General features: G+C 58.7%; 23 protein-coding genes. 8 read left to right on the top strand and 15 right to left on the bottom strand.

Going from position 1 to position 24,732, the window contains the following annotated elements:
* Positions 1 to 156: 156 nt before the first annotated feature.
* The 3 genes from CRN80_RS01890 to CRN80_RS01880 all read right to left on the bottom strand — a co-directional run bounded on the left by CRN80_RS01890 (position 157) and on the right by CRN80_RS01880 (position 3,426).
* Complete coding sequence (locus tag CRN80_RS01890) at positions 157 to 912, bottom strand: DeoR/GlpR family transcriptional regulator (RefSeq protein ID WP_003188962.1); 756 nt, start codon at positions 910 to 912, stop codon at positions 157 to 159.
* Positions 913 to 985: 73 nt separating this feature from the next.
* Entirely contained in the window at positions 986 to 2,491 is a 1,506-nt protein-coding gene (gene glpK / locus CRN80_RS01885) for a glycerol kinase GlpK (RefSeq protein ID WP_032893327.1), read from the bottom strand.
* A gap of 77 nt (positions 2,492 to 2,568) precedes the next feature.
* Entirely contained in the window at positions 2,569 to 3,426 is an 858-nt protein-coding gene (locus CRN80_RS01880) for an MIP/aquaporin family protein (RefSeq protein WP_014717136.1), read from the bottom strand.
* 325 nt (positions 3,427 to 3,751) lie between these two features.
* Here CRN80_RS01880 and ybaK point away from each other — a divergent pair, with 325 nt between their 5' ends.
* Entirely contained in the window at positions 3,752 to 4,222 is a 471-nt protein-coding gene (gene ybaK, locus CRN80_RS01875) for a Cys-tRNA(Pro) deacylase (protein ID WP_098949445.1), read from the top strand.
* A gap of 660 nt (positions 4,223 to 4,882) precedes the next feature.
* Here ybaK and CRN80_RS01860 read toward each other — a convergent pair.
* The gene (locus tag CRN80_RS01860; protein WP_032893324.1) at positions 4,883 to 5,992 is read right to left on the bottom strand and encodes an ABC transporter ATP-binding protein; all 1,110 of its coding nucleotides are present in this window, start codon (positions 5,990 to 5,992) and stop codon (positions 4,883 to 4,885) included.
* Positions 5,989 to 6,909, bottom strand: a complete 921-nt coding sequence (gene argF / locus CRN80_RS01855; protein ID WP_032893323.1) for an ornithine carbamoyltransferase — start codon at positions 6,907 to 6,909, stop codon at positions 5,989 to 5,991. The genes CRN80_RS01860 and argF overlap by 4 nt, the downstream gene beginning before the upstream one ends.
* 433 nt (positions 6,910 to 7,342) lie before the next feature.
* Here argF and CRN80_RS01845 point away from each other — a divergent pair, with 433 nt between their 5' ends.
* Together CRN80_RS01845 and grxD are read left to right on the top strand one after the other, a co-directional pair.
* The gene (locus CRN80_RS01845) at positions 7,343 to 9,451 is read left to right on the top strand and encodes a molybdopterin oxidoreductase family protein (protein ID WP_032893322.1); all 2,109 of its coding nucleotides are present in this window, start codon (positions 7,343 to 7,345) and stop codon (positions 9,449 to 9,451) included.
* A gap of 77 nt (positions 9,452 to 9,528) precedes the next feature.
* On the top strand, positions 9,529 to 9,867 hold the full coding sequence (gene grxD, locus CRN80_RS01840) for a Grx4 family monothiol glutaredoxin (RefSeq protein WP_032893320.1): 339 nt from the start codon (positions 9,529 to 9,531) through the stop codon (positions 9,865 to 9,867).
* Positions 9,868 to 10,043: 176 nt separating this feature from the next.
* On the opposite strand, the gene bfr is transcribed toward grxD, so the two are convergent.
* From bfr to CRN80_RS30355, 3 genes are all read right to left on the bottom strand, one after another.
* Complete coding sequence (gene bfr / locus CRN80_RS01835) at positions 10,044 to 10,514, bottom strand: bacterioferritin (RefSeq protein ID WP_012722487.1); 471 nt, start codon at positions 10,512 to 10,514, stop codon at positions 10,044 to 10,046.
* 201 nt (positions 10,515 to 10,715) lie between these two features.
* Positions 10,716 to 10,934 (bottom strand): bacterioferritin-associated ferredoxin, encoded by a 219-nt coding sequence (locus tag CRN80_RS01830; RefSeq protein ID WP_003188977.1) that lies wholly within the window; start codon positions 10,932 to 10,934, stop codon positions 10,716 to 10,718.
* A gap of 27 nt (positions 10,935 to 10,961) precedes the next feature.
* Positions 10,962 to 11,156 carry a hypothetical protein gene (locus CRN80_RS30355; protein ID WP_138183488.1) on the bottom strand — a complete coding sequence of 65 codons (195 nt, stop codon included), beginning with the start codon at positions 11,154 to 11,156 and terminating at the stop codon, positions 10,962 to 10,964.
* Between the two features lie 22 nt (positions 11,157 to 11,178).
* On the opposite strand from CRN80_RS30355, the gene CRN80_RS01825 reads away from it, so the two are divergent.
* Positions 11,179 to 11,781, top strand: coding sequence for a peroxiredoxin (locus CRN80_RS01825; RefSeq protein ID WP_003172097.1), 603 nt, complete (start codon positions 11,179 to 11,181; stop codon positions 11,779 to 11,781).
* 621 nt (positions 11,782 to 12,402) lie between these two features.
* Here the strand turns inward: CRN80_RS01825 and rnt are convergent.
* Both rnt and pyrC read right to left on the bottom strand, forming a co-directional pair.
* On the bottom strand, positions 12,403 to 13,074 hold the full coding sequence (gene rnt / locus CRN80_RS01815) for a ribonuclease T (protein WP_003188980.1): 672 nt from the start codon (positions 13,072 to 13,074) through the stop codon (positions 12,403 to 12,405).
* The gene (gene pyrC, locus CRN80_RS01810) at positions 13,071 to 14,117 is read right to left on the bottom strand and encodes a dihydroorotase (protein ID WP_032893318.1); all 1,047 of its coding nucleotides are present in this window, start codon (positions 14,115 to 14,117) and stop codon (positions 13,071 to 13,073) included. Before pyrC ends, rnt begins: the two co-directional genes overlap by 4 nt.
* Before the next feature lie 156 nt (positions 14,118 to 14,273).
* Between pyrC and CRN80_RS01805 the strand changes: the two genes are divergently transcribed.
* The 3 genes from CRN80_RS01805 (at position 14,274) to CRN80_RS01785 (ending at position 18,305) form a co-directional block, all read left to right on the top strand.
* Positions 14,274 to 15,182, top strand: coding sequence for an OmpA family protein (locus CRN80_RS01805; protein WP_032893317.1), 909 nt, complete (start codon positions 14,274 to 14,276; stop codon positions 15,180 to 15,182).
* 647 nt (positions 15,183 to 15,829) lie between these two features.
* The gene (locus CRN80_RS01790; RefSeq protein ID WP_003188984.1) at positions 15,830 to 17,047 is read left to right on the top strand and encodes an argininosuccinate synthase; all 1,218 of its coding nucleotides are present in this window, start codon (positions 15,830 to 15,832) and stop codon (positions 17,045 to 17,047) included.
* A 625-nt stretch (positions 17,048 to 17,672) separates the two neighbouring features.
* The gene (locus CRN80_RS01785) at positions 17,673 to 18,305 is read left to right on the top strand and encodes a response regulator transcription factor (RefSeq protein ID WP_003188986.1); all 633 of its coding nucleotides are present in this window, start codon (positions 17,673 to 17,675) and stop codon (positions 18,303 to 18,305) included.
* Between the two features lie 84 nt (positions 18,306 to 18,389).
* Here CRN80_RS01785 and CRN80_RS01780 read toward each other — a convergent pair whose 3' ends face one another.
* The 4 genes from CRN80_RS01780 to metG form a co-directional block, all read right to left on the bottom strand.
* Entirely contained in the window at positions 18,390 to 18,575 is a 186-nt protein-coding gene (locus CRN80_RS01780; RefSeq protein ID WP_032893316.1) for a PA3496 family putative envelope integrity protein, read from the bottom strand.
* Between the two features lie 107 nt (positions 18,576 to 18,682).
* Positions 18,683 to 19,321 (bottom strand): endonuclease III, encoded by a 639-nt coding sequence (gene nth, locus CRN80_RS01775; protein WP_003188989.1) that lies wholly within the window; start codon positions 19,319 to 19,321, stop codon positions 18,683 to 18,685.
* Positions 19,322 to 19,381: 60 nt separating this feature from the next.
* Positions 19,382 to 20,350, bottom strand: a complete 969-nt coding sequence (rsxB, locus tag CRN80_RS01770; protein WP_032893314.1) for an electron transport complex subunit RsxB — start codon at positions 20,348 to 20,350, stop codon at positions 19,382 to 19,384.
* 87 nt (positions 20,351 to 20,437) lie between these two features.
* Positions 20,438 to 22,489 (bottom strand): methionine--tRNA ligase, encoded by a 2,052-nt coding sequence (gene metG, locus CRN80_RS01765; RefSeq protein WP_098949443.1) that lies wholly within the window; start codon positions 22,487 to 22,489, stop codon positions 20,438 to 20,440.
* 172 nt (positions 22,490 to 22,661) lie between these two features.
* Between metG and apbC the strand changes: the two genes are divergently transcribed.
* Positions 22,662 to 23,756 carry an iron-sulfur cluster carrier protein ApbC gene (gene apbC / locus CRN80_RS01760; protein WP_032893310.1) on the top strand — a complete coding sequence of 365 codons (1,095 nt, stop codon included), beginning with the start codon at positions 22,662 to 22,664 and terminating at the stop codon, positions 23,754 to 23,756.
* Between the two features lie 522 nt (positions 23,757 to 24,278).
* On the opposite strand, the gene fdxA is transcribed toward apbC, so the two are convergent.
* The gene (gene fdxA / locus CRN80_RS01755) at positions 24,279 to 24,602 is read right to left on the bottom strand and encodes a ferredoxin FdxA (RefSeq protein ID WP_003172109.1); all 324 of its coding nucleotides are present in this window, start codon (positions 24,600 to 24,602) and stop codon (positions 24,279 to 24,281) included.
* Positions 24,603 to 24,732 lie beyond the last annotated feature (130 nt).

The following is a 24,732-nucleotide window of genomic DNA, read 5'->3' as shown; positions in this document are numbered from 1 at the left end:
AAATTTGTGAACATGAGCCTGTGACAGGCTTGAGGTATGGGCTATTAGATAGATCGCTTTCGCGAGCAAGCCCGCTCCCACATTCGACCGAGTTCCAACACGGGAATGCGGTCAAATGTGGGAGCGGGCTTGCTCGCGAAGGCGGCGGTACAAGCGCTACACGACCTCCAGCCGCACCTTATGCTCATTCAACACCTGCACCAACGCCGGTACCGGCTGTTGGTCAGTCACCAGGCAATCCACCAGGCTGATCGGCCCCAGGCGAATCATGGCATTGCGCCCGAATTTGCTGGAGTCTGCCGCCAGAATCACTTGTCGCGCATTGGCGATAATGGCCTGGGAAACCCGCACTTCCTGGTAATCGAAGTCCAGCAGGCTGCCGTCCTCGTCGATACCACTGATGCCCACCAGGGCAAAGTCGACCTTGAACTGGTTGATGAAGTCGACACTGGCCTGGCCCACCACACCACCGTCACGGCGCACATTGCCGCCGGTGAGCAACACATCGAAGTCGTCCTTGGCACTGAGCATGGTGGCGACGTTGAGGTTGTTGGTGATGATTTTCAGGTGGCTGTGATTGAGCAGCGCACGGGCGATGGATTCGGTGGTGGTGCCGATGTTGATAAACAGCGAGGCGTGATCGGGAATCTGTGCGGCAATGGCTTCGCCGATGCGTTGCTTCTCGTCGCGCATCTGGTCGGCACGCATGGCGTACGCGGTGTTCTCGACACTGGAGTCATAGGCTGCGCCGCCGTGGTAGCGGCGCAACAGGTTGGCGTCCGCCAGCTGGTTGATATCGCGGCGGATGGTTTGCGGGGTGACAACGAATAGCTGCGCCATTTCCTCGATACTGACGTAGCCGCGTTCGCGGACCAGTTCGAGGATTTGTTGTTGGCGGGGAGGCAGATTCATGGGGCGTCCTTTGGGCTGCCATACAAAAGTGGCCCATGATGACGCAGGAATCCGCTCCCTGCCAGTTACAACCTTATTCAGCGCCCTCGTGCGGTTCCCAGTCACGGGTGCGGCTCACGGCTTTTTGCCAGCCGGCATAGAGTTTCTCTTTGGCCGCTTCATCCAGCTGTGGCTCGAACTCGCGCTCGATTACTGCCTTGCCACGCAGCTCGTCCAGGCTGCCCCAGAAGCCACACGCCAGGCCGGCCAGGTAGGCCGCGCCGAGGGCAGTGGTTTCGCGCATTTGCGGGCGTTCTACCTGGGTGCCGAGGATGTCGGCCTGGAACTGCATCAGGAAGTTGTTGGCGACCGCGCCGCCGTCCACGCGCAGGGCCTTGAGGCGTTCGCCGGAGTCCTGTTGCATGGCGTCGAGGACGTCGCGGGTCTGGTAGGCAATCGACTCCAGGGCTGCGCGAATAATGTGGTCGACGCGTACGCCACGGGTCAGGCCGAACAGTGCGCCACGGGCATACGGGTCCCAGTAGGGCGCGCCGAGGCCGGTGAAGGCGGGTACCAGGTACACGCCGTTGCTGTCCTTGACCTTGCCGGCAAAGTATTCGGTGTCGTGGGCATCGTTGATGATTTTCAGCTCGTCACGCAGCCATTGCACGGTGGAGCCGCCATTGAAGACTGCGCCTTCCAGGGCGTAGGCCACCTCGCCGCGCGGGCCGCAGGCGATAGTGGTGAGCATGCCGTGCTTGGATTTGACCGCCTTGTCGCCTGTGTTCATCAGCAGGAAGCAGCCGGTGCCGTAGGTGTTCTTGGCCTGGCCCGCTTCCACGCACATCTGGCCGAACAGGGCGGCTTGCTGGTCACCGGCAATACCGCCGATGGCGATACCGCTCTTGGTGCGGCCATAGATTTCCGATGACGACTTCACTTCCGGCAGCATTTCCCGCGGAATGTCGAGAATCTCCAGCATCTTCGCATCCCACTCCAGCGTGTGAATGTTGAAGAGCATGGTGCGCGAGGCGTTGGTGTAGTCGGTGACGTGGGTCTTGCCGCCGGTAAACTTCCAGATCAGCCAGCTGTCGACGGTGCCGAACAGCAGTTCGCCGTTGCGCGCACGTTCGCGGCTGCCTTCGACGTTGTCGAGGATCCATTTGAGCTTGGTGCCGGAAAAGTACGGGTCGGTCACCAGGCCCGTGGTGTCGCTGATGTATTGCTCATGGCCGTCGCGCTTGAGCTGCTGGCAGATCTCGGTGCTGCGGCGGCACTGCCAGACAATGGCGTTGTAGATCGGGCGGCCGGTGATCTTGTCCCAGACCACGGTGGTTTCACGCTGGTTGGTGATGCCGATGGCGGCCACTTGGTCATGGTGCAGGCCGGCCTGGGCCAGCGCTTCGACCATCACCGCGCTCTGGGTGGCGAAGATTTCCATCGGGTCATGTTCGACCCAGCCAGCCTGCGGGTAATGCTGGACGAATTCACGCTGGGCGGTACACACCACGTTGGCGTCACGATCGAAGATGATCGCCCGGGAACTGGTAGTGCCCTGATCAAGGGCAATGATGTAGTTCTTATTCTGAAGGTCGGTCATGTCAATTGCCTTGGACGAAATAAGGAAGTCAGAAATCAGCCTGGGCCGCGAAGGGGCAGGGGACCAGGCTGGCGCTTTCAGGAAATACGAGTCTTGCCGTTGACAGCCGTGTCAGGGGTTTCTTCAGCGATAGCCGGTGCGGCGCTCGGCAGGTGGCGAGCAATCAGCCCGCGGTAGGCCGCAGCACCGAGGCATGCGCCGACAATCGGGGCGAAAATCGGCACCAGGAAATAAGGAATATCGCGACCGCCAGTAAAGGCCATTTCACCCCAACCGGCGAAAAAGGTCATCAGCTTGGGCCCGAAATCCCGTGCCGGGTTCATCGCAAAGCCGGTCAGCGGACCCATGGCGCTACCAATCACTGCGATCAGCAAGCCGATCAGCAGGGGCGCCAGCGGGCCGCGTGGCAGGCCGTTGTTGTCATCGGTAAGGGCCATGATCACGCCCATCAGGATGGCGGTGATGACCATCTCCACCAGGAATGCCTGGGCCGTGCTCAGCAGTGCATGGGGGTAGGTTGAGAACACCGAGGCCAATTCGAGGCTGGCTTGGGAGCCGCGGACCATGTGGTGGGTTTGTTCGTAATCGAAAAACAGGTTGCTGTAGAGCGTGTACACCAGGGCGGCGGAGCAGAAGGCGCCGGCGACCTGGGCGAGAATATAGAAGGGCAGTTTGCGCTTTTCAAAATCGGCAAAGATGCACAGGGCGATACTGACCGCCGGGTTGAGGTGAGCCCCGGAAATACCGGCACTCAGGTAGATCGCCATGCTCACGCCGACCCCCCAGATGATACTGATTTCCCACAAGCCAAAGCTCGCACCCGCGACCTTGAGCGCGGCGACGCATCCTGTACCGAAGAAGATCAGCAGCGCGGTGCCCAGGAATTCGGCCATGCATTGGCTCGAAAGTGAAGGCTGTTGAAGAGCAGTTGTCATGGAAAACCTCAATTGTTGTTCTTGTCTTGCGCACCGCCTCAACGGGCAATTGCGCGATATTCACCGCGAGAAGGATCCCCATCCTGGATCGCGGCTTACTGCGGAGTACCAGAGGATTATTCCTACGGTATTCGGAAACGAAAAAATATAGACAAGAATGACCGCTGTCAAAGGTCGAAAGTGAACCGTTGGTCATTTCCGAACTATTGGTGTGGTGAATGATCATGGGCAGGGCGAGTCGCTTTAGCGGTAATAGGGCTGTGCTAGAGCGTTTCAGGCGGTCTTGGCCTAGAATTGGCCATCAGTTTGCCCGCCAGGAGCCGCTATGACCCCCGCATTGGACTTGTTGAAAAAAGTTCGCGCCGAACATCGTATCCATAGTTATGAACATGATCCCAAGGCGGCATCCTATGGGCTGGAGGCCGCGGAAAAATTGAGCCTCGACCCGGCCCAGGTGTTCAAGACGCTGCTGGCGAGCAGTGAGAAGGGTGAATTGTTGGTGGCGGTGGTGCCGGTCGTCGGAAGTCTGGACTTGAAAGCCCTGGCTCATGCTGCGGGGGTGAAGAAAGTCGAAATGGCTGACCCGGCAGCAGCGCAGCGTTCCACGGGTTATCTGTTGGGCGGCATCAGCCCGTTGGGGCAGAAGAAGCGGCTGCGCACGTTTATTGATGAAACGGCGCAACCCTTTGCAACGATTTTTGTCAGCGCGGGTAGGAGGGGTTTGGAAGTTGAATTGCCGGCGTCGGTGTTGGCGGAACACACCCAGGCCAAATTTGCACCGATCGGCCGGGCCTGATAAGCATTTTTTGAAGGCCATGGCTCTCAAATGTGTGGCTTGACAGAGATAGGCATAGGTATCTACATAACTTTGGAGTGACGCTGAACCTGTGGCGAGGGAGCTTGCTCCCGTGACGGCCTGCCAACCTACGCTGAACTACCTGGCACACTGCTATCCAATTGTGGGAGCTGGCTTGCCTGCGATGACGGCCTCCCAGCCGACACTTCTCTACCTGACACTCAGAGATCAAACTGTGGGAGCGGGCTTGCTCGCGAAGGCGGCCTGACAGCTAACACAGTTATACAGCGTACATATCCATTTCTGCGGTAACGGCCACCTGGGGTTCCGCCCTGACGGCGGCTCACTTTTGAAAAGAGCGCAAAAGTAAGCAAAACGCTCTTGCCCCACCACTCGGCACCTCGCTTAGGCTCGGTGTGCCCGAACACAGGCTTGAATCCGTGGGCCGCCGCCACGCGCCATCCATGGCGCGGGGCGGCTAACCCGGCGTCCTGCCGGGTTACCCACGAATTCAAGCCTGCGTTCGGCCAGCGTGGTTTAACGGGGCGCCTGAGATCAAGATCAAAAGCAGATCAAGATCAAGAGCGGCTCGCTTCGCATCGTGGTTACCGTCGGCTGCTATCGCAGGCAAGCCTGCTCCCACAGTTTGATCCGGCTTTATCAGTGAGCGACGCTGTGGCGGCGCACGCCTGACTCAACGGCGGGAATCTGCGCCGCTGTGCTGCCGGATGCCTGGAACAACACCAGGTGTTCAGCCGCCACACGAATCCCCACCTCTGCGCCCACTTGGTGATCGGCATGGCTGGGGAAAATCGATTCCAATTGCGCGCCGGTCGGCAGTTGCAATCGGTACAAGGTCGAGGCGCCGAGGAAAGTCTTGCCGACGATCCGGGCTTTCAGCGCGCTGTCCGGCGCATACACGATGTCATCCGGGCGCAGCAGTACATCCACCGCAGCACCGGTTGGCAAGGTATAGGCTCGGTTGCCGCGCAGGTCGCCCAGTTCAGTGCTGACCGATTCCGGCGAGTTCAGCCGGCCACGGATGAAATACCCCTGGCCGATGAAACTGGCGACGTAAGGCGTTTGCGGTTCGTGATAGAGGTTGTAGGGCGTGTCCCACTGCTCTAGTCGGCCTTCCTTGAAGACCCCCACGTGATCGCTGACGGCGAAGGCCTCTTCCTGGTCATGGGTCACCAGGATCGCGCTGGTGCCCCGCGCCTTGAGGATGTCGCGCACTTCATGGCTGAGCTTGCGGCGCAGTTCGCCATCGAGGTTGGAAAAGGGTTCATCCAGCAACAGCAGTTGCGGCTCCGGCGCCAGGGCGCGGGCGAGGGCGACACGTTGTTGCTGGCCTCCGGAAAGCTCATGGGCAAAGCGCTTGCCCAGGTTCTTCAGGTTGACCAGTTCGAGCAACTCGGCGACCACGCGCTCTTTTTGCGGGTGTTTGCGAATGCCGAAGGCGATGTTGTCAGCCACGCTCAGGTGCGGAAACAACGCGTAGTCCTGGAACACCATGCCGATGCGACGTTTCTCCGGTGCCAGAGTGAAACCGGCACGGGAGATGACGTCGCCCGCCAGGCTGATTTCGCCTTCATGCACCGGCTCAAAGCCGGCAATGGCGCGCAGGGTGGTGGTCTTGCCGCAGCCCGAAGAGCCGAGCAGGCAACCGATATCGCCGGCGTTGAGGTGCAGGTTGAGGTTCTGCACCACGCGTTGGTCTTGATAGCCGCATGCCAGATTGCGCAGGTTCAGCAGTAATGGCTGGCTCATGCGTGGTGGTACGACGGTGGTACGAGGAATTCGAGCAAGGCTTTTTGCGCATGCAGGCGGTTCTCGGCCTGATCCCACGCGACTGAGCGCGGATCGTCGAGCAGGTCTTGGCTGATTTCTTCGCCCCGGTGGGCGGGCAGGCAGTGCATGAACAGCACGTCCGGCGCGGCCAGGTCGAGCAACGCGCGAGTCACCTGGAACGGCGCGAATTGGGCCAGGCGCTTGGCGGTTTCGTCTTCCTGGCCCATGGAGGTCCAGACGTCGGTGCTGACCAGGTGTGCGCCGATCACTGCGTCTTTTGGATCGCGCAGCAGTTGCACACGACCGTCGGCCTTGGCCATGAACTCGGCGCTGGGCTCGTAGCCTTCAGGGCAGGCGATACGCAGGTGGAAGTCAAACTGAATCGCCGCTTCTATATAGCTGTTGCACATGTTGTTGCCATCGCCGATCCAGGCCACGGTCTTGCCTTGGATCGAGCCACGGTGTTCGAGGAAGGTTTGCATGTCAGCCAGCAACTGGCAGGGGTGCAGGTCATCGGACAGGCCGTTGATCACGGGCACACGGGAGTTGGCAGCAAATTCGGTCAAGGTGCTGTGGGCGAAGGTACGGATCATCACGGCATCGAGCATGCGCGACATCACGATGGCGCAATCGCTGATCGGCTCACCACGGCCCAATTGGGTGTCGCGCGGTGACAGGAAGATCGCCTGGCCACCCAGCTGGATCATGCCGGCCTCGAACGACAGGCGTGTGCGGGTCGAGGACTTTTCGAAAATCATCCCCAGTACACGGTTTTTCAAAGGCTCAAACAGTACGCCGCGGTTACGCAGGTCTTTAAGCTCAATGCCTCGACGGATCACGCTGACCAGCTCTTCGGGCGTGCAATCCATCAGGGAGAGAAAGTGCCTTGCGCTCATCATTAACTACCTTTTGCAACAGACCGCAGATACTCAAAGCCTTGTTTATTGCGACAACGGGCGAGACCTGCGGCGAAAGCCGCACGGGGCGACGAAATAGGGGAAGACGCGATATTGACATTAAATGTCGCGTTTTACCAATAGGGCTACGGTTTTAGGGGTGTTCAAGCAGGGCGCTGGCGCGCGTTTGAAGACGATTTCCTGACTGCAGCGAGCCATTTGTACACTGGCGTCCAGGCCTTTTGCAATGCGCGGGGGCGGGCTTGGGCCAGGTCGCGTCGGTTTCAGCGCCTGTGGGCAAGGTTTCTGAAACATTTGCTCATGCTTAGCCATGCCCTGGCCTATGCCCGTCGATTCACAACGCGAAGGTTGCTGGCGCCCCACGGGCGTGCGGCCCATAGTTGAGCCAAAGCCCCTATAAAAGAGACTGGCCATGACCAAGACTCTCCACCACCGTGCCTGCCACCTGTGCGAAGCCATCTGCGGCCTCACCTTGGAAACCACCCAAGCCGAAGACGGCAGCTTGGCGATCACCTCGATCAAGGGCGACCCTCTGGACAGTTTCAGTCGCGGCCACATCTGCCCCAAGGCCGTGGCCCTGCAGGACATCCAGAACGACCCGGACCGTCTGCACCAACCCATGCTGCGGGTGGGCAGCCAATGGCAGCCGATTGCCTGGGATGACGCCTTTGCCCTGGTGGCCGAGCGGCTGGCGGGCATCCAGGCGCGGCATGGCCAGAACGCGGTGGCGGTGTATCAGGGCAACCCCAGCGTGCATAACTATGGGTTGATGACCCACAGCAACTACTTTCTAGGGCTGTTGAAGACGCGCAATCGTTTCTCCGCGACCTCGGTAGACCAGTTGCCTCATCACCTCACCAGTCACCTGATGTACGGCCACGGCCTATTGCTGCCCATCCCAGACATCGACCAGACCGATTTTATGTTGATCCTCGGCGGCAACCCGCTGGCCTCCAATGGCAGCATCATGACCGTGCCCGATGTGGAGAAACGCCTCAAGGCCATCCAAGCACGGGGCGGTAAAGTGGTGGTGGTCGACCCTCGGCGCAGTGAAACGGCGGCCATCGCCGACCAGCACCTGTTCGTACGCCCCGGCGGCGATGCGGCGTTGTTGTTTGGGGTGCTCAACACTTTGTTCTCCGAAGGGCTGACACGCGACAGCCATTTGCCGGTGCAAGGCCTGGATGATGTACGCAAGGCGATTGCCGGCTTCGATGCTGAGGCCATGAGCCGCCAGTGTGCGGTGCCTGCCGAACAGATTCGCCAGTTGGCCAGGGACTTCGCCGGCGCTGATAAGGCTGTCTGTTATGGCCGCATGGGCGTCTCGACCCAGGCGTTCGGTACGCTGTGCCATTGGCTGGTGCAACTGATCAACCTGGTGACCGGCAATCTGGATCGCGTCGGCGGCGCGCTCTGCACCAGCCCAGCGGTGGACCTGGTGGCCTCCACCAGCGGCGGCCATTTCAACCGCTGGCAGAGCCGCGTGTCCGGGCTCCCGGAGTACGGCGGAGAACTGCCGGTGTCGGCGCTGGCAGAAGAAATGCTCACTGAGGGTGAAGGCCAGATCCGCGCCCTGGTGACGGTGGCCGGCAACCCGGTGCTGTCCACGCCTAACGGTCGCCAATTGGAGCAAGCCCTGGACGGGTTGGAGTTCATGGTCAGCATCGATCTGTATATCAACGAGACCACGCGTTATGCCGACCTGATCCTGCCTTCCACCTCGGCGCTGGAAAACGATCACTACGACACCACTTTCAATCTGTTCGCGGTGCGCAATGTCACGCGCTTCAATCGTGCCATCCTGCCCAAGCCTGAGGGCGCGTTGCATGACTGGGAGATCTTTGTCGGCCTGGCCAAGGCATTTGCGGCGCACACTGGTGCGGTGCTCAAGCCCACCGTGCCACCGGCGCAGATGATCGACTTCGGGCTGCGAGCGGGTGCCTATGGCGACGCATCCAGTCATAAACTCTCGGTGGCCATGCTGGCGGATCATCCCCATGGCGTGGACCTGGGGCCGCTCAAGCCCAACCTCGCGGCACGTTTGAAAACCGCGGATGGCAAGGTGCAAGCAGCACCGGCCGTGATCCTCGCAGACCTGGCGCGTTTCGCCGCGCAGCCGGTGCCGCTGGCCGACGAACTGTTGCTGATTGGCCGACGGCATGTGCGCAGCAATAATTCCTGGATGCATAACTATCACCGGCTGGTGAAGGGCAAGCCACGCCATCAACTGTTGATGCACCCCGACGACCTGACCCGTCGGCAGTTGAGCGATGGCCAGCGGGTGCGAGTGAGTTCGCGCACCGGCATGATCGAAGTGGAAGTCGTGGCCAGTGCGGACATGATGCCGGGCGTGGTCAGCCTGCCTCACGGCTGGGGCCACGGTCGCCCGGGCGTGCAGATGAGCATCGCGAACAGCCAGCCGGGCGCGAGTGCCAATGACTTGACCGACGAGCGGCAATTGGATGAGTTGTCGGGTAATGCGGCGCTCAACGGCGTACCGGTGAAGGTGGCGGCGGCCTGAGCATCCTGCTGGATTTTTGCGTTACAATGCGCCACCGTGCCGACCCGTGAGTCGCAAAGTTCCTGCAGAGGTGTTCCATGGATATCATCGAAACGATCAAAGAGCAGATTGCCAACAACACCATTCTGCTTTACATGAAGGGCGCACCTAACGCGCCTCAGTGCGGTTTCTCCGCAAAAGCGTCCCAGGCCGTCATGCAATGCGGCGAGAAGTTCGCTTACGTGGATATCCTGCAAAACCCTGAAATCCGCGCCAACCTGCCAAAATACGCCAACTGGCCGACTTTCCCGCAACTGTGGGTAGCCGGTGAGCTGGTTGGCGGTAGCGACATCATCACTGAAATGGCAGCTGATGGTTCCCTGCAAGCGCTGATCAAAGACGCAGCGGAAAAAGCAGCGGCCAAGACTGACGCCTGATTGGCGAGCAATAAAAAGCCCCGCTTCTCACAAGAGAGCGGGGCTTTTTTTGAGCTTTTCTGTAGGAGCGAGCTTGCTCGCGAAGGTCGCCCAGGCAACGCGTTAAATCAGATGCGCTGCGTGATCGTTGACGTTCTTCGCGAGCAAGCTCGCTCCTACAGTGATAACAAACGCAGTTATTCGCCCATCTGCGATTGCAGGTAGTTCTCCAGGCTGACCTTGTCGATCAGGCCCAGTTGAGTTTCCAGCCAGTCGATATGCTCTTCCTGGTCTTCCAGGATATCTTCCAGCAGTTCACGGCTGCCGAAATCGCCCTTGGTTTCGCAGTGGGCAATCGCGGCTTTCAGGTCGCTGTGGCTCTTGCGCTCAAAGCCCAGGTCGCTGCTGATCATTTCCTGGGTGTGCTCGCCGATGTTCAGCTTGCCCAAGTCTTGCACGTTCGGCAGGCCTTCCAGGAACAGGATGCGCTTGATCAGCGCGTCGGCGTCCTTCATGGCTTTGATCGATTCTTTGTATTCACGCTTGCCGAGCTTTTCCAGGCCCCAATCGTCGTACATGCGTGCATGCAGAAAGTACTGATTGATCGCGACCAGTTCATTGGCAAGGATTTTGTTGAGTTGCTGGATGACTGAGATGTCGCCTTTCATGACTGGGGTCCTGCCCTGTAATAGCTGTGTATAGGGCAGAGTCTGAGCGGTGAAAATCCTAGTGTCAAACCTAAGTTATTGAATAATAAATGAAAATTAATCGGAATAAGAATGTTTGTGTTCCGCGTCTAAGCGCTAACTAGTTGAATTAATGGCATAAAAAAACCGGACACTAGGTCCGGTTCTTCAAAACATGCCTATTCAGGCGTGTTTAAATTCTGCTGGGTAGGGGAGCGCGGCCTGGGCTGTCTGCAGCTGCGTCAGGGTTTCCCGTACCACTTGCTTGGCCAGGCAAGCACATTTGCCACACTGGCTGGCAACGCCGGTGGTCTCACGTACTTCCTTATAGCTGCAGCAACCTTCGTAGATTGCTTCGCGGATTTGTCCGTCGGTGACGCCAGTGCAGAGGCAGACATACATAAGTGAGAACCGTCGCGGGTTTATGGCTTAAGTGCGATGGATCTTAATGTTAACGAGAATGATTGTCAAAATAGTTTCATCGACAATCCAGCGCGCATCGCCCATGCGCTGACGAACGGTTTTTTCGGTGTATGATGGTCGGTCTTTACGAAGCGTGATTGCGTCATGTTTCTGTCGATTTTGACCGGCAGACTCGACCTGTCCTTTTACTTCAATCGTCACCCCCTACATCAGGAGATATCCAATGAGCGTACTCGTCGGTAAACAAGCCCCGGATTTCGACGTACCAGCCGTCCTCGGCAATGGCGAAATCGTTGACAGCTTCAAACTGTCTGAAGCCATCAAAGGCAAATACGGCCTGGTGTTCTTCTACCCGCTGGACTTCACCTTCGTCTGCCCTTCGGAGCTGATCGCCCTGGACCACCGCATGGACGATTTCAAGGCGCGCAACGTTGAAGTGGTCGCGGTTTCCATCGACTCCCATTTCACCCACAACGCCTGGCGCAACACCGCCATCAATGATGGCGGCATCGGCAAAGTCAAATACACCATGGCTGCCGACATGAAGCACGACATCGCCAAGGCCTACGACGTTGAGTCCGAAGGCGGCGTGGCGTTCCGTGGCGCGTTCCTGATCGATGACAAGGGCGTTGTGCGCTCGCAGATCATCAACGACCTGCCGCTGGGCCGTAACATGGAAGAACTGATCCGCCTGGTCGACGCGCTGCAATTCCACGAAGAGCACGGCGAAGTCTGCCCTGCCAACTGGAAAAAAGGCGACAAAGGCATGAACGCTTCGCCAGAAGGCGTTGCGGCTTACCTGACCGAGAACGCTGGCAAGCTGTAAGCCAACGTCACGGTATAAAAAAACCGGCCTGAAAAGGCCGGTTTTTTTGTGGGTGGGGACTTGCTCCCATGACGGCCTGACAGCCGACGCTGGTCTACCTGACACCCCACAATCCAACTGTGGGAGCTGGCTTGCCTGCGATGACGGCCTACCAGCCAACGCATCTCTATCTGACACCCTGCGATCAAACTGTGGGAGCGGGCTTGCTCGCGAAGGCGGCCTGGCAGGCGACACAGTTGGATTGTGTGCATATCCATTGCTGCGGTAACGGCCACTTAGGGTTCCGCTCTGACAGCGGGTCACTTTTGGAAAAGAGCCCCAAAAGTAACCAAAAGGGCTCTTGCCCCACCACTCGGCACCTCGCTTAGGCTCGGTGTGCCCGAACGCAGGCTTGAATCCGTGGGCCGCCGCCACGCGCCATCCATGGCGCGGGGCGGCTAACCCGGCGTCCTGCCGGGTTACCCACAAATTCAAGCCTGCGTTCGGCCAGCGTGGTTTAACGGGGCGCCTGAGATCAAGATCACAAGCAGATCAAGATCAAGAGCGGCTCGCTTCGCATCGTGGTTACCGTGGGCTGCGACAACCTACAAAATTGTGTAGGTACCTATGCTCATCGGGGGCTCAGTCGTTGAAGTCTTCCCAGCCACCCATCTGTTTCCAGCGATTGACGATGCCGCAGAACAGCTCGGCAGTCTTCTCGGTGTCGTAGCGGGCCGAGTGGGCTTCACGCCCGTCAAAGTCGATACCGGCGGCCTGGCAGGCTTTGGCCAGAACGGTCTGACCGTAGGCCAGGCCGGCAAGGGTGGCGGTGTCGAAGCTGGAGAACGGGTGAAATGGGTTGCGCTTCATGTCCAGTCGCGCCACGGCGGCGTTCAGGAAACCCAGGTCGAAACTGCTGTTGTGGCCGACCAGGATTGCGCGTTTGCAGCCATTGGCCTTCAACGCCTTGCGCACGCCACGGAAGATATCGGTCAGCGCCGCCTCTTCACTCACCGCCATACGCAGGGGGTGGTCGAGCTTGATCCCGGTGAACTCCAGGGCAGCGGCTTCGATATTGGCGCCTTCGAAGGGCTCTACGCGAAAGAAATGCGTGTGCTCCGGGTACACAAAGCCTTGTTCGTCCATGCCGATGGTGGTTGCGGCAATTTCCAGCAAGGCATCGGTGGCGCAGTTGAAACCACCGGTTTCTACGTCGATGACGACCGGCAGATAGCCGCGAAAACGCTCGGCCATCGGATGGCGCGAGCCGCCACCGCCGTGCTCTTGTTCGTCGTCGTAATGGTCTTCACTCACTTGCTTTCCTCCAGCAGGCGCCAGCGCAGTGTTTCACCGGCGCGCAGCGGGATAACGGTCAGCTCGCCAAACGGCAGGCTGGCAGGGGCGGTCCAGTCTTCACGAACCAGGGTAATGCGGTCGGTATTCGCCGGCAGGCCGTAGAAACGCGGGCCGTTGAGGCTGGCGAAACCTTCGAGCTTGTCCAGCGCGTTACGCTGTTCAAACGCTTCGGCGTACAACTCGATGGCGGCAAACGCGGTGTAGCAGCCGGCGCAGCCGCATGCGGCTTCCTTGGCGTGCTGGGCGTGGGGCGCCGAGTCGGTACCGAGGAAGAACTTCGGGCTGCCGCTGGTGGCGGCATCCAGCAGGGCTACCTGATGGGTGTTGCGCTTGAGGATCGGCAGGCAGTAGAAGTGCGGCCTAATCCCGCCCACCAGCATGTGGTTGCGATTGTAGAGCAGGTGATGGGCGGTGATGGTCGCGCCAACGTTGGCCGACGCCTCGCTGACGAACTGCACGGCATCGGCGGTGGTGATGTGTTCAAACACCACTTTGAGCGTGGGGAACAGCTCGACCACACGACGCATGTGTTCATCAATGAAGATTTTTTCGCGATCGAACACGTCCACATCGCCACGGGTGACTTCCCCGTGGATCAGCAACGGCATGCCGACTTCCGCCATGGCTTCGATTGCCGGCAGGATCTTGTCGATACTGGTTACACCGGAATCGGAGTTGGTGGTCGCGCCTGCCGGGTACAGCTTGGCGGCGTGCACATAACCGCTGGCCTTGGCTTCGCGGATTTCTTCAGGCTGGGTGCGGTCGGTGAGGTAGAGCACCATCAACGGTTCGAAGCGGCTGCCGGCCGGTCGTGCAGCGAGGATGCGCTGGCGATAGGCGTCGGCCTCTGCGGCATTGCGCACCGGAGGTACCAGGTTAGGCATGATGATGGCACGGCCAAACGTGCGGGCCACGTCGGCCACGGTTTGGGGTAACGCAGCACCATCGCGAAGATGAATATGCCAGTCGTCGGGACGCAGCAGGGTCAGGCGGTCGGACATTGGGGATTCCAGGCGGGTCAATCTGGTGGGAATGCTACCGGAAAAGACTCTTGCAGGCACTCGCTATCAAGTTTTGCCGGATGCTACCGATATCTCCGGGTATGCCTTAACGATGTATGACGCTGTGAAGTGTTGTAGAAACCCATGGAGCCTCCCGTGCGCCAGTATTATCTAGCCCTGCTCAGTGTGTTCGCCAGCCTGCCTGCGGCGGCCCTCACGTTCCAGACACGTCTGGAGAATATTGAGTGGAAGGTAGAGGGCGATCAGTTCGAGTGCCGCTTGACCCAGCCGATCACCGATTTCGGTTCCGGTGAATTCGTACGCCGGGCCGGCGAACAGGCGACGTTTCGTCTGAAAACCTATGGCAGCAGCCTCGGCGCCGGCTCGGCAACCCTGTTGGCCGCTGCTGCGCCGTGGCAGCCGGGCCGAGGTGATATCAACCTGGGGGCCGTGCGTGTCGGCAGCGGCGACGTGCTGTTCAATAGCTCCCAGGCCCAGGCCGGTCGCCTGTTCACCGGCTTGCTCGAAGGGCGCAGCCCGACCGTGCGGCATTACGGGCGTGAAGGCGGTTACTCGGAAATTCGCCTGTTGCCGGTGAAGTTCAGCAAGGCCTATAACGATTATCAGCTGTGCACCACCAAGCTGCTGCCCATGAATTACGACCAGGTCAAACAGACCGAAGTGGGCTTTCCTGGTGGTGGCATTGAGCTGGACGCTGCGGCCAAGAAGAAGTTGTCTGTGATTCTGGCCTTCATGAAGGCCGACCCGACGGTCAATCATGTCGAGTTGAACGGCCATTCCGACAACAGTGGCAACCGCCTGACCAACCGCGACGTGTCGCGCCGCCGTGCCCTGGCGGTGATGGACTACTTCAAGGCCAACGGCATTCAGGAATCGCAGATCACCATGCGTTTTCATGGTGAAAGCTATCCCTTGGCGCCCAACACCAATGCTGCCAACCGTGCGCGTAACCGCCGTGTGAATATTCAGCTTGAGCGCGTGGCCGCGCCTGAGAAACCTGCGCCTCAGGCCACTGCGCCGAGCAATCCGGCGGCTACCTCATAAGCATGGGTAACCGCACAACTTCGGTATGACGCCGAAACCGTGGCGAGGGAGCTTGCTCCCGTGACGACCGGATAGCCGACGCCTATCTATCTGACACCCTACGATCCAATTGTGGGAGCTGGCTTGCCTGCGAAGGCGGCCTAATAGTCAACACAGTTGGACCGGGTACATATCCGTTATTTAGGTAATGGCCACTTAGGGTTCCGCCCTGACGGCGGCTCACTTTCGAAAAGCGCGAAAGTAAGCAAAGCGCTCTTGCCCCACCACTCGGCACCTCGCCTAGGCTCGGTGTGCCCGAACACAGTCTTGAATCCGTGGGCCGCCGCCACGCGCCATCCATGGCGCGGGGCGGCTAACCCGGCGTCCTGCCGGGTTACCCACGAATTCAAGCCTGCGTTCGGCCAGCGTGGTTTAACGGGGCGCCTGAGATCAAGATCAAAAGCAGATCAAGAGCGACTCGCTTCGCATCGTGGTTACCGTTGAACGCTACCAGGGTGTGTAGATACCTATGCTTATAAGAGGCTACCATCGGTCGCCCACTCGACATAATCTGTCGCTTTATCTTCATTTGCTGTCGCGCCCCTGTAATTTCACGGTTTTGATCGGTAGAATCGTCGCCTTTCCGTACAACCCCGTGGAGTGATGGCATGGCCGACGTAAACAAGGTCGTTCTCGCGTATTCCGGCGGCCTGGACACTTCGGTGATCCTCAAGTGGCTGCAGGATACTTATAACTGTGAAGTGGTGACCTTCACCGCTGACCTGGGTCAGGGTGAAGAGGTCGAACCTGCACGTGCCAAGGCGCAAGCCATGGGCGTGAAAGAGATCTACATTGACGACCTGCGCGAAGAGTTCGTCCGCGATTTCGTCTTCCCGATGTTTCGCGCCAACACTGTCTATGAAGGTGAGTACCTGCTGGGTACCTCCATCGCACGTCCATTGATCGCCAAGCGTCTGATCGAGATCGCCAACGAAACCGGCGCCGACGCCATTTCCCATGGCGCCACCGGCAAGGGCAACGACCAGGTCCGTTTCGAACTGGGTGCCTACGCACTCAAGCCAGGCGTGAAAGTCATTGCGCCGTGGCGTGAATGGGACCTGCTGTCCCGTGAAAAACTGATGGATTACGCTGAAAAGCACGCCATCCCGATCGAGCGTCATGGCAAGAAGAAGTCGCCGTACTCGATGGACGCCAACCTGCTGCACATTTCCTATGAAGGCGGCGTGCTGGAAGACACCTGGACCGAGCACGAAGAAGACATGTGGAAATGGACCGTCTCCCCGGAGAACGCTCCAGACAAGGCGCAGTACCTGGAACTGACTTACCGCAACGGCGATATCGTCGCGCTGGACGGCGTTGAAATGACCCCGGCCACCGTACTGGCGACCTTGAACCGTATCGGCGGCCAGCATGGTATCGGCCGTCTCGACATCGTCGAGAACCGTTACGTGGGCATGAAGTCCCGTGGCTGCTACGAAACCCCAGGCGGCACCATCATGTTGCGCGCGCACCGCGCCATCGAATCCATCACCCTGGACCGCGAAGTCGCTCACCTCAAAGACGAGCTGATGCCCAAGTATGCCAGCCTGATCTACACAGGTTACTGGTGGAGCCCAGAGCGTCTGATGCTGCAACAGATGATCGACGCCTCCCAGGCTCACGTGAACGGTGTCGTACGCCTGAAGCTGTACAAGGGCAACGTGATCGTCACCGGCCGCAAGTCCGATGAGTCGCTGTTCGACTCCAACATCGCCACCTTCGAAGAAGACGGCGGGGCCTACAATCAGGCGGACGCGGCAGGCTTCATCAAGTTGAACGCACTGCGCATGCGCATTGCTGCCAACAAGGGCCGCTCGTTGTTCTGAGTCGTGCGCCTGTTGTGAAAATGGCCCCTTGCGCAAGGGGCCATTTTTTTTGCCTGGGTTTTTATGGGCGCTTTAAAAGCAGAGCTGTTTATTAATGTTTAGCCTGTGTTTAAGGATTTTTTTCGTAACTTGCGCAATTATTTTCCGTTTTTGTCATTTGTTTTTAAGTTTGAATGATTTTTTACATCTGGGGAGGAACTATGTCTGACAGAAAATTCACTCATGTAGTTGCAACGGATATGTGAATTGTTGAATTTTCTGTAGGAATTATGGAAGTGCTGAAATATGTTAAATGGAACTAATGGGAACGGTTGTTCCGGGTTGGTTTGTGCGCGTCATGGCGACAAGCAAGGGGCATTTCCTGAAAGTCTTGTGCGGCACGTTTACTTTCAGGGGCTGATGGGCACGATATTTCACTCAAAATATGTGCGCGCCGAGAAAGGTCTGAAAGCAACCATAAAGCTCCAAGCATCTAAGTTGGCGATTTTTTGTAGGTTAATTCCTATCTTCTTGTGGGTTGGGTCTCTGCCTGCTCTTGCTCGGGGTGGAATGCTATGCCAACTAGTAATCGACTAGGCTATTGTGTTTGCTCTAAATAATTCGAACAGCGAAATTGGACTTTCTCATGAATAAAGTGCTGATCGTGGATGATCATCCCGTCATTCGTCTTGCTGTGCGCATGCTAATGGAGCGTCATGGTTATGAGGTCGTTGCCGAGACCGATAACGGTGTCGATGCGTTGCAACTTGCACGGGAACATATGCCGGATATCGTGATACTGGATATCGGAATCCCCAAGCTCGACGGCCTGGAAGTTATTTGCCGGCTGGCTTCAACCAAGCAAGCCGTCTCGTTCAAGGTGCTGGTACTGACGTCCCAGGCGCCCGGCCATTTTTCCATGCGCTGCATGCAGGCGGGCGCCGCCGGCTATGTGTGCAAGCAGCAGGATCTGACAGAGTTGCTCAGTGCCATCAAGGCAGTGCTTTCCGGCTATAGCTATTTCCCGAACCAGGCGCTCAATTCGGTGCGCTCAACCATGGGCAATGCCAGTGAAGCCGACATGGTCGAACGCTTATCGGGGCGGGAGATGATGGTGCTGCAGCAACTGGCCCGTGGCAAAACCAACAAGGAGATTGCCGATGGCATGTTCCTCAGCAACAAAACCGTCAGTACCTACAAGACGCGCTTGCTGCTCAAGCTCAATGCCCGATCCCTTGTGGACCTGATCGAACTGGCCCAACGCAACGGCCTGGTCTAGGGAGGATATTGCACCCTTTGAATACCCGTGTAACCGGCAGAAAAAAGCCTCCGTCAGGGAGGCTTCCGGCCGTCAACGGCTCGATCAGAAATCGAAGTCGTAATCGGCCAGCTGTTTTTGCAAGCGTCGCTCTTCCAGAAGATTGTCGATAGTGCGGCGTTTGCTCAAATTGGTCTTGGCCACCTCTGGTGCAGGTGCCTCTAGATCATCGTCCTCCGACTCAACGAGGTCGTCTTCCACTACCAGGTCTTCTTTGCTGCCAGCGCTCATAAGGTCAACTCCAGGCTAAGACTGCCGTTGGGGCCCCTTATAGCGATAATCCGCGAACGGGTAAAAAAGATTTTTTCAATCGCCTGATCATAAAAACCAATGATCGCTCAATCGTCGGAGGTCTTGTCCTTGTATTCGCACAAATCTTCGATGCGGCAGCTGCCACAGCGCGGCTTGCGGGCCTGGCAAACGTAGCGTCCGTGCAGGATCAGCCAATGGTGGGAGTCGAGCAAATAGGGCTTGGGCACGAACTTCATCAACTGCTTTTCCACCTCAACCACATTCTTGCCCCGTGCAATGCCGGTTCGGTTGCTGACGCGGAAAATGTGCGTGTCCACTGCCATGGTCAACTGCCGGAAGGCCGTATTGAGCACCACGTTCGCCGTTTTGCGGCCCACGCCTGGCAAGGCTTCCAGGGCTTCGCGGGTTTGTGGCACCTCACCCCCATGCAGCTCCAGCAACAGGCGGCACGTCTCGATCACGTTCTTGGCCTTGCTGTTATACAGGCCGATGGTCTTGATGTATTCGGACAGGCCTTCCACACCCAGGGCGTAAATCGCGGCGGGTGTATTGGCTACGGGATACAGCTTGGCCGTGGCCTTGTTGACGCCAACGTCCGTGGATTGAGCCGAGAGGATCACCGCAATCAGTAACTCGAACGGTGAGGAGTAGGCCAATTCGGTTTTCGGTTCCGGGTTGTCTTCGTGAAACCTGCGGAAAATTTCCAGGCGTTTTGCGGCATTCATAGGGGCAGGGGTTTCCTTGCAGGCGGTCGGCGTGATGTTGGCAATACACAGTGCAATGGGTCAGCCGTTGGCCTCGGCATCCTGCAGCGTTTGCTCGGCGGCGTTCAAGGCGGTTTTCAAGGTTGCGATTTCATGCGCGTCAGCTTGCTGATCCTGAGCCTTTTTCAACGCAGCCCGGCGCATGGCCAACTGGATCTTTGCGCGCTTGAACTCGGCGCTTTTAGCGGCCGTCTTTGGTGGCTGTGGTGAGCTGTTGGCCTCCAGTGCGGCAAGCGCCTGCTCGGATGCCTCGAACTGTCGCTGCAGCATAATCAATTGCGACTGCTGCTCAAAGGTCGGCGGATGCCCAAACGCTTTCAAGGATTTGTGCAACTGAGCGCGACTCATGGCGACGTTGGTTTTGGCCTGCTTGATCGCGGCGTCCAGAGCAGCCTGAGGGTTATCGACCGGTGCCACTGCCATCGGCGCTGTGCGCTTGGCTCGTGCCACGCGCTCGGCGAGCTTGCAAGCCTCTTCACGTTGCAGGCGGGCGTTACGTTGCTCGAAGCGCCGCCGCGCCCGGTCGCGTTTGAGGTCGCGTGCACGCCGTTCGTCATCATTGCTGGCCAAGTCACCGACGATAGGCAAAACCTCAGCGAGCGGACGCATCTCGATGCAGTCAACAGGGCAGGGCGCAACACACAGGTCGCAACCGGTGCACTCATCGACAATCACGGTGTGCATCAGCTTGGCGGCGCCCACAATGGCGTCCACCGGGCAAGCCTGGATGCATTTGGTACAACCGATGCATTCGGCCTCGCGGATATAGGCGACTTGCGCAGGCGCATCTCCACGACTGGTGTCCAGGTCCAGTACCGGCAGGCGCAGCAGTTGCGCAAGCCCGGCAATGGTTTCCTGCCCACCGGGCGGGCACTTGTTGATGGCTTCGCCTTTAGCGATGCCTTCTGCGTAGGGCTTGCAACCCGGGTGCCCGCACTTGCCGCATTGAGTCTGCGGCAGCAGCGCGTCGATACGTTGAATGAGGTTCATGCTGTGATCATAGCGTTGACGCCCGGCCCAGGGAGAAGGGCAAGCTGAGAGGCCCCGCCGTAGCGACAGCGGGGCATTTTGCAGAGGTTACTTGATGCGTTGACCCGGCTTGGCGCCGCTGTCCGGGCTCAGCAGGTAGATTTCTTCGCCGCCAGGGCCGGCCGCCATCACCATGCCTTCGGAAATGCCGAACTTCATTTTCCGTGGCTTGAGGTTGGCGATCATCATGGTCAGGCGGCCATCGAGCTTGGACGGGTCCGGGTAAGCGCTCTTGATGCCGGAAAACACGTTGCGCTGTTCGTCGCCGATATCCAGCGTCAGGCGCAGCAGCTTGTCGGCACCTTCCACGGCTTCGGCTTTGATGATCAGTGCCACGCGCAAATCCACGGCGGCAAAGGCGTCGAAATCGATTTCCGGGGAAATCGGGTCCTTGGCCAGCTCGCCATTACCCGCCGGCGCAGATTGGCCGGTATCGGTCTGGCTGGCGACCAGGTCTTCTTTCGAAGCGTCGGTCATGGCCTGGACTTTCACCGGGTCAATACGGGTCATCAGGGGCTTGAACGCGTTCAACTGATGATTACCGAGCAAGGTGGTGTGATCGTTCCAGCTCAACGGCGCCACATTGAGGAACGCCTCAGCATCGGCGGCCAGCAACGGCAGCACCGGCTTGAGGAAGATCACCAACTGACGGAACAGGTTGACGCCGGTGGCGCAGATAGCCTCGACTTCAGCTTCCTTGCCTTCCTGCTTGTTCAGCGACCACGGTGCCTTGTCGGCGATCCAGGCGTTGGCACGGTCGGCCAGGCCCATGATCTCGCGCATGGCGCGGGCAAAGTCGCGGGCTTCATAAGCGTCGGCGATGCTCGGTGCGGCGGCCAGGAAGGCGTCGGTCAACTCCGGTGCGGCGTTCTCGGCTACCAGTACACCGGCGTTGCCCTTGTGGATAAAGCCGGCACAACGGCTGGCGATGTTGACGACTTTGCCCACCAGATCCGAGTTGACCTTCTGTACGAAGTCTTCCAGGTTCAGGTCCAGGTCGTCGACGCCACGGCCCAGCTTGGACGCGTAGTAATAGCGCAGGTATTCCGGCGACAGGTGGTCCAGGTAGGTGCGCGCCTTGATAAAGGTGCCACGGGACTTGGACATTTTCTGGCCGTTGACCGTCAGGTAGCCGTGCACGGCGATGCCGGTCGGCTTGCGGTAGCCCGAGCCTTCAAGCATCGCCGGCCAGAACAGCGCGTGGAAGTTGACGATGTCCTTGCCGATGAAGTGGTACAGCTCGGCGGTGGAGTCCTTGCCCCAGAACGCGTCGAAGTCCAACTCCGGGGTGCGGTCGCACAGGTTCTTGAAGCTGGCCATGTAGCCGATCGGCGCGTCCAGCCACACATAGAAGTACTTGCCCGGCTCGCCCGGAATTTCGAAGCCGAAGTACGGCGCGTCGCGGGAGATGTCCCACTGCTGCAGGCCACTGTCGAGCCATTCGGAGAGTTTGTTGGCCACGGCGTCCTGCAAGGTGCCGCTGCGCGTCCAGGTTTGCAGCATTTGCTGGAAATCCGGGAGCTTGAAGAAGAAGTGCTGCGAGTCCTTGAGTACCGGCGTGGCACCGGAGATGGCTGACTTGGGATCCTTCAAGTCGGTGGGTGCGTAGGTCGCGCCGCATTTTTCGCAGTTGTCGCCGTACTGGTCTTCGGTGCCGCATTTCGGGCAGGTGCCCTTGATGAAGCGGTCGGCCAGGAACATTTTCTTTTCCGGGTCGAAATACTGGGTCACCGAACGTTGGTCGATGTGCCCGGCTTCCTTCAACCGCAGGTAGATCTGGCTCGACAGCTCGCGGTTTTCGTCGGAGTGAGTCGAGTGGAAATTGTCGAAGTCCACCAGGAACTCGGCAAAGTCGGCGCTGTGTTCAGCCTGCACATTGGCGATCAGTTGTTCCGGGGTGATGCCTTCCTTTTCGGCGCGCAACATGATGGCCGAACCGTGGGCGTCGTCCGCGCAGACATAAATGCATTGATTGCCGCGATGCTTCTGGAAGCGCACCCACATATCGGTCTGGATGTACTCAAGCATATGGCCAAGATGGATGGAACCATTGGCATAGGGCAGGGCGCTGGTGACGAGGATCTTGCGTGGCTCGGACATGGGGCTCGGCTACTTGATGAAACGGAGGTCGGCCACTATAAAGCGCCGGGAAATTTATTTCACCCCGTGACGCTGTTTCAGTATCTTGCGCGCCTTCGAAAGCATGCCGTTCAGCGGCTGGAACGGTTAGGATAGCCGCCTGTTTCAGTCAGTCTTTTTTCGGGAGTAGCCCATGAGCGCCGTCAATCGCGCAGCGGTGGAAGCCGTTCTTCGCCAGTACACCGACCCTTATTTGAACCAGGACCCGGTCAGTGCCGGCTGCGTGCGCAACATCGAGGTCCAGGGCGACCAGGTGTCGGTGCAGTTGCAACTGGGTTATGCCGCGGGCCTGTTCAAAAGCGGTTGGGCACAGATGCTGCAAATGGCCATCGAGGGCCTCGACGGTGTGGGTTCGGCCAAGGTCGACATCCAATGCGTGATCGCGCCGCACAAGGCCCAGGCGCAGATCCCGGGCCTGGCCAACGTCAAGAATGTGGTGGCGGTGGCTTCCGGCAAGGGCGGCGTGGGTAAATCCACCACCGCGGCCAACCTGGCCCTGGCCCTGGCCCGTGAAGGTGCGCGCGTGGGCATTCTCGATGCCGACATCTACGGGCCGAGCCAGGGCGTGATGTTCGGCATCCCCGAAGGCACACGGCCGAAGGTCAAGGATCAGAAATGGTTTGTGCCCATCGAGTCGCTGGGTGTGGAAGTGATGTCCATGGCCTTCCTTACCGATGACAACACGCCGATGGTCTGGCGCGGGCCGATGGTCTCGGGTGCGTTGCTGCAACTGGTCACACAAACGGCGTGGGGCGACCTTGACTACCTGGTGATCGACATGCCGCCAGGCACCGGCGATATCCAACTGACCCTGGCGCAGAAAGTCCCGGTAGCCGGTGCGGTGATTGTCACCACGCCCCAGGACCTGGCGTTGCTGGATGCCCGCAAAGGTGTGGAGATGTTCCGCAAGGTCAACATCCCAGTGCTGGGCGTTGTGGAAAACATGGCGGTGCACATCTGCTCCAACTGCGGGCATGCCGAGCATCTGTTCGGTGAGGGCGGGGGCGAGAAGCTCGCTACCCAGTATGGCGTTGAACTGCTGGCATCGTTGCCATTGGCGATAGAGATTCGCGAGCAGGCCGATGGTGGCAAACCCACCGTCGCGGCCGAGGCTGATGGGCAGATTGCGATGATCTATCAGGAGTTGGCCCGTCATGTGGGGGCGCGGATTGTATTGCAGGAAGCGGCGGCGCCGGCGATGCCGACCATTACGGTGAGCGACGATTGATTAGGCTTTAACGGATAGGCGAAAAGCCTGACGCCCAGCGGTGGTCTCGGGTTTTTCGCGAGCAAGCTCGCTCCTACAGGTGGGGGCCAATAGGGCTTGTTGCTATTTTGCGTAATGGGCGTGTAAGCATTCGCTTACTTTTTCGTAAGTGTTTGGTTTTTTTAGCGGTTGCGTACGTCTTGAAATGACGAGGCTATTATCTATCTTATTGAAAGATAACGATTATTTTCAAGAGTGAGAGCGGTAGAGTTTGTCAGACCGCTGAGGGCATCGCGTTGAACTTCCCTCGGAACGCTCTAACATCAGCCCTGTGCCCACGGATTGGCACAGCCATCAAGGAACGATGGTTTGAAGGAACGTCGCAGGATGCGATTCATCAGGATGATGAAAAGGAATACAGGGACTAGGGAAAAAATGTGGGCGGGTCATACCGCCCCTTTTTTTTGCCTGTAGAAAAGTGAATGCAGGCACCCGAACGCAAAAAAGGCCCTCAAGGGGCCTTTTTTTGTTGGGCAGCGGCGCTTAGCGCTCTAGTTGCTCAATTTTGTTGGGCTTGCCATCCCATTCAGCGGCATCCGGCATCGGATCTTTGCGCTCGGTGATGTTTGGCCACACTTCGGCCAGCTCGACGTTCAATTGAATGAATTGCTCCATGCCCGCAGGCACTTCGTCCTCGGAGAAAATCGCGACGGCCGGGCATTCTGGTTCACACAGGGCGCAGTCGATGCACTCATCCGGGTGGATAACCAGGAAATTCGGGCCTTCGTAGAAGCAGTCCACCGGACAGACTTCTACGCAGTCGGTGTACTTGCACTTGATGCAGTTGTCGGTGACGACGAAGGTCATTTCTAATTTTCTCCTCAGGCGGCGGCAGCGAAACCCCTTATGGTGGGGTTCGCGAGGTTTGAGAGCGATAGTCTGCGGACCAGGCTAAAAGCCCGCAGCATCCCAAACCGCGCGAGATTCTATCAGCTTG

Origin of the sequence: Pseudomonas sp. FDAARGOS_380, assembly GCF_002591235.1 — a bacterium.
In the GTDB taxonomy this organism is placed as follows: Bacteria; Pseudomonadota; Gammaproteobacteria; order Pseudomonadales; family Pseudomonadaceae; genus Aquipseudomonas; species Aquipseudomonas salmasensis.
Note: the sequence above shows the minus strand (reverse complement) of the source record. Positions and strands in the feature narration are given on the sequence as shown.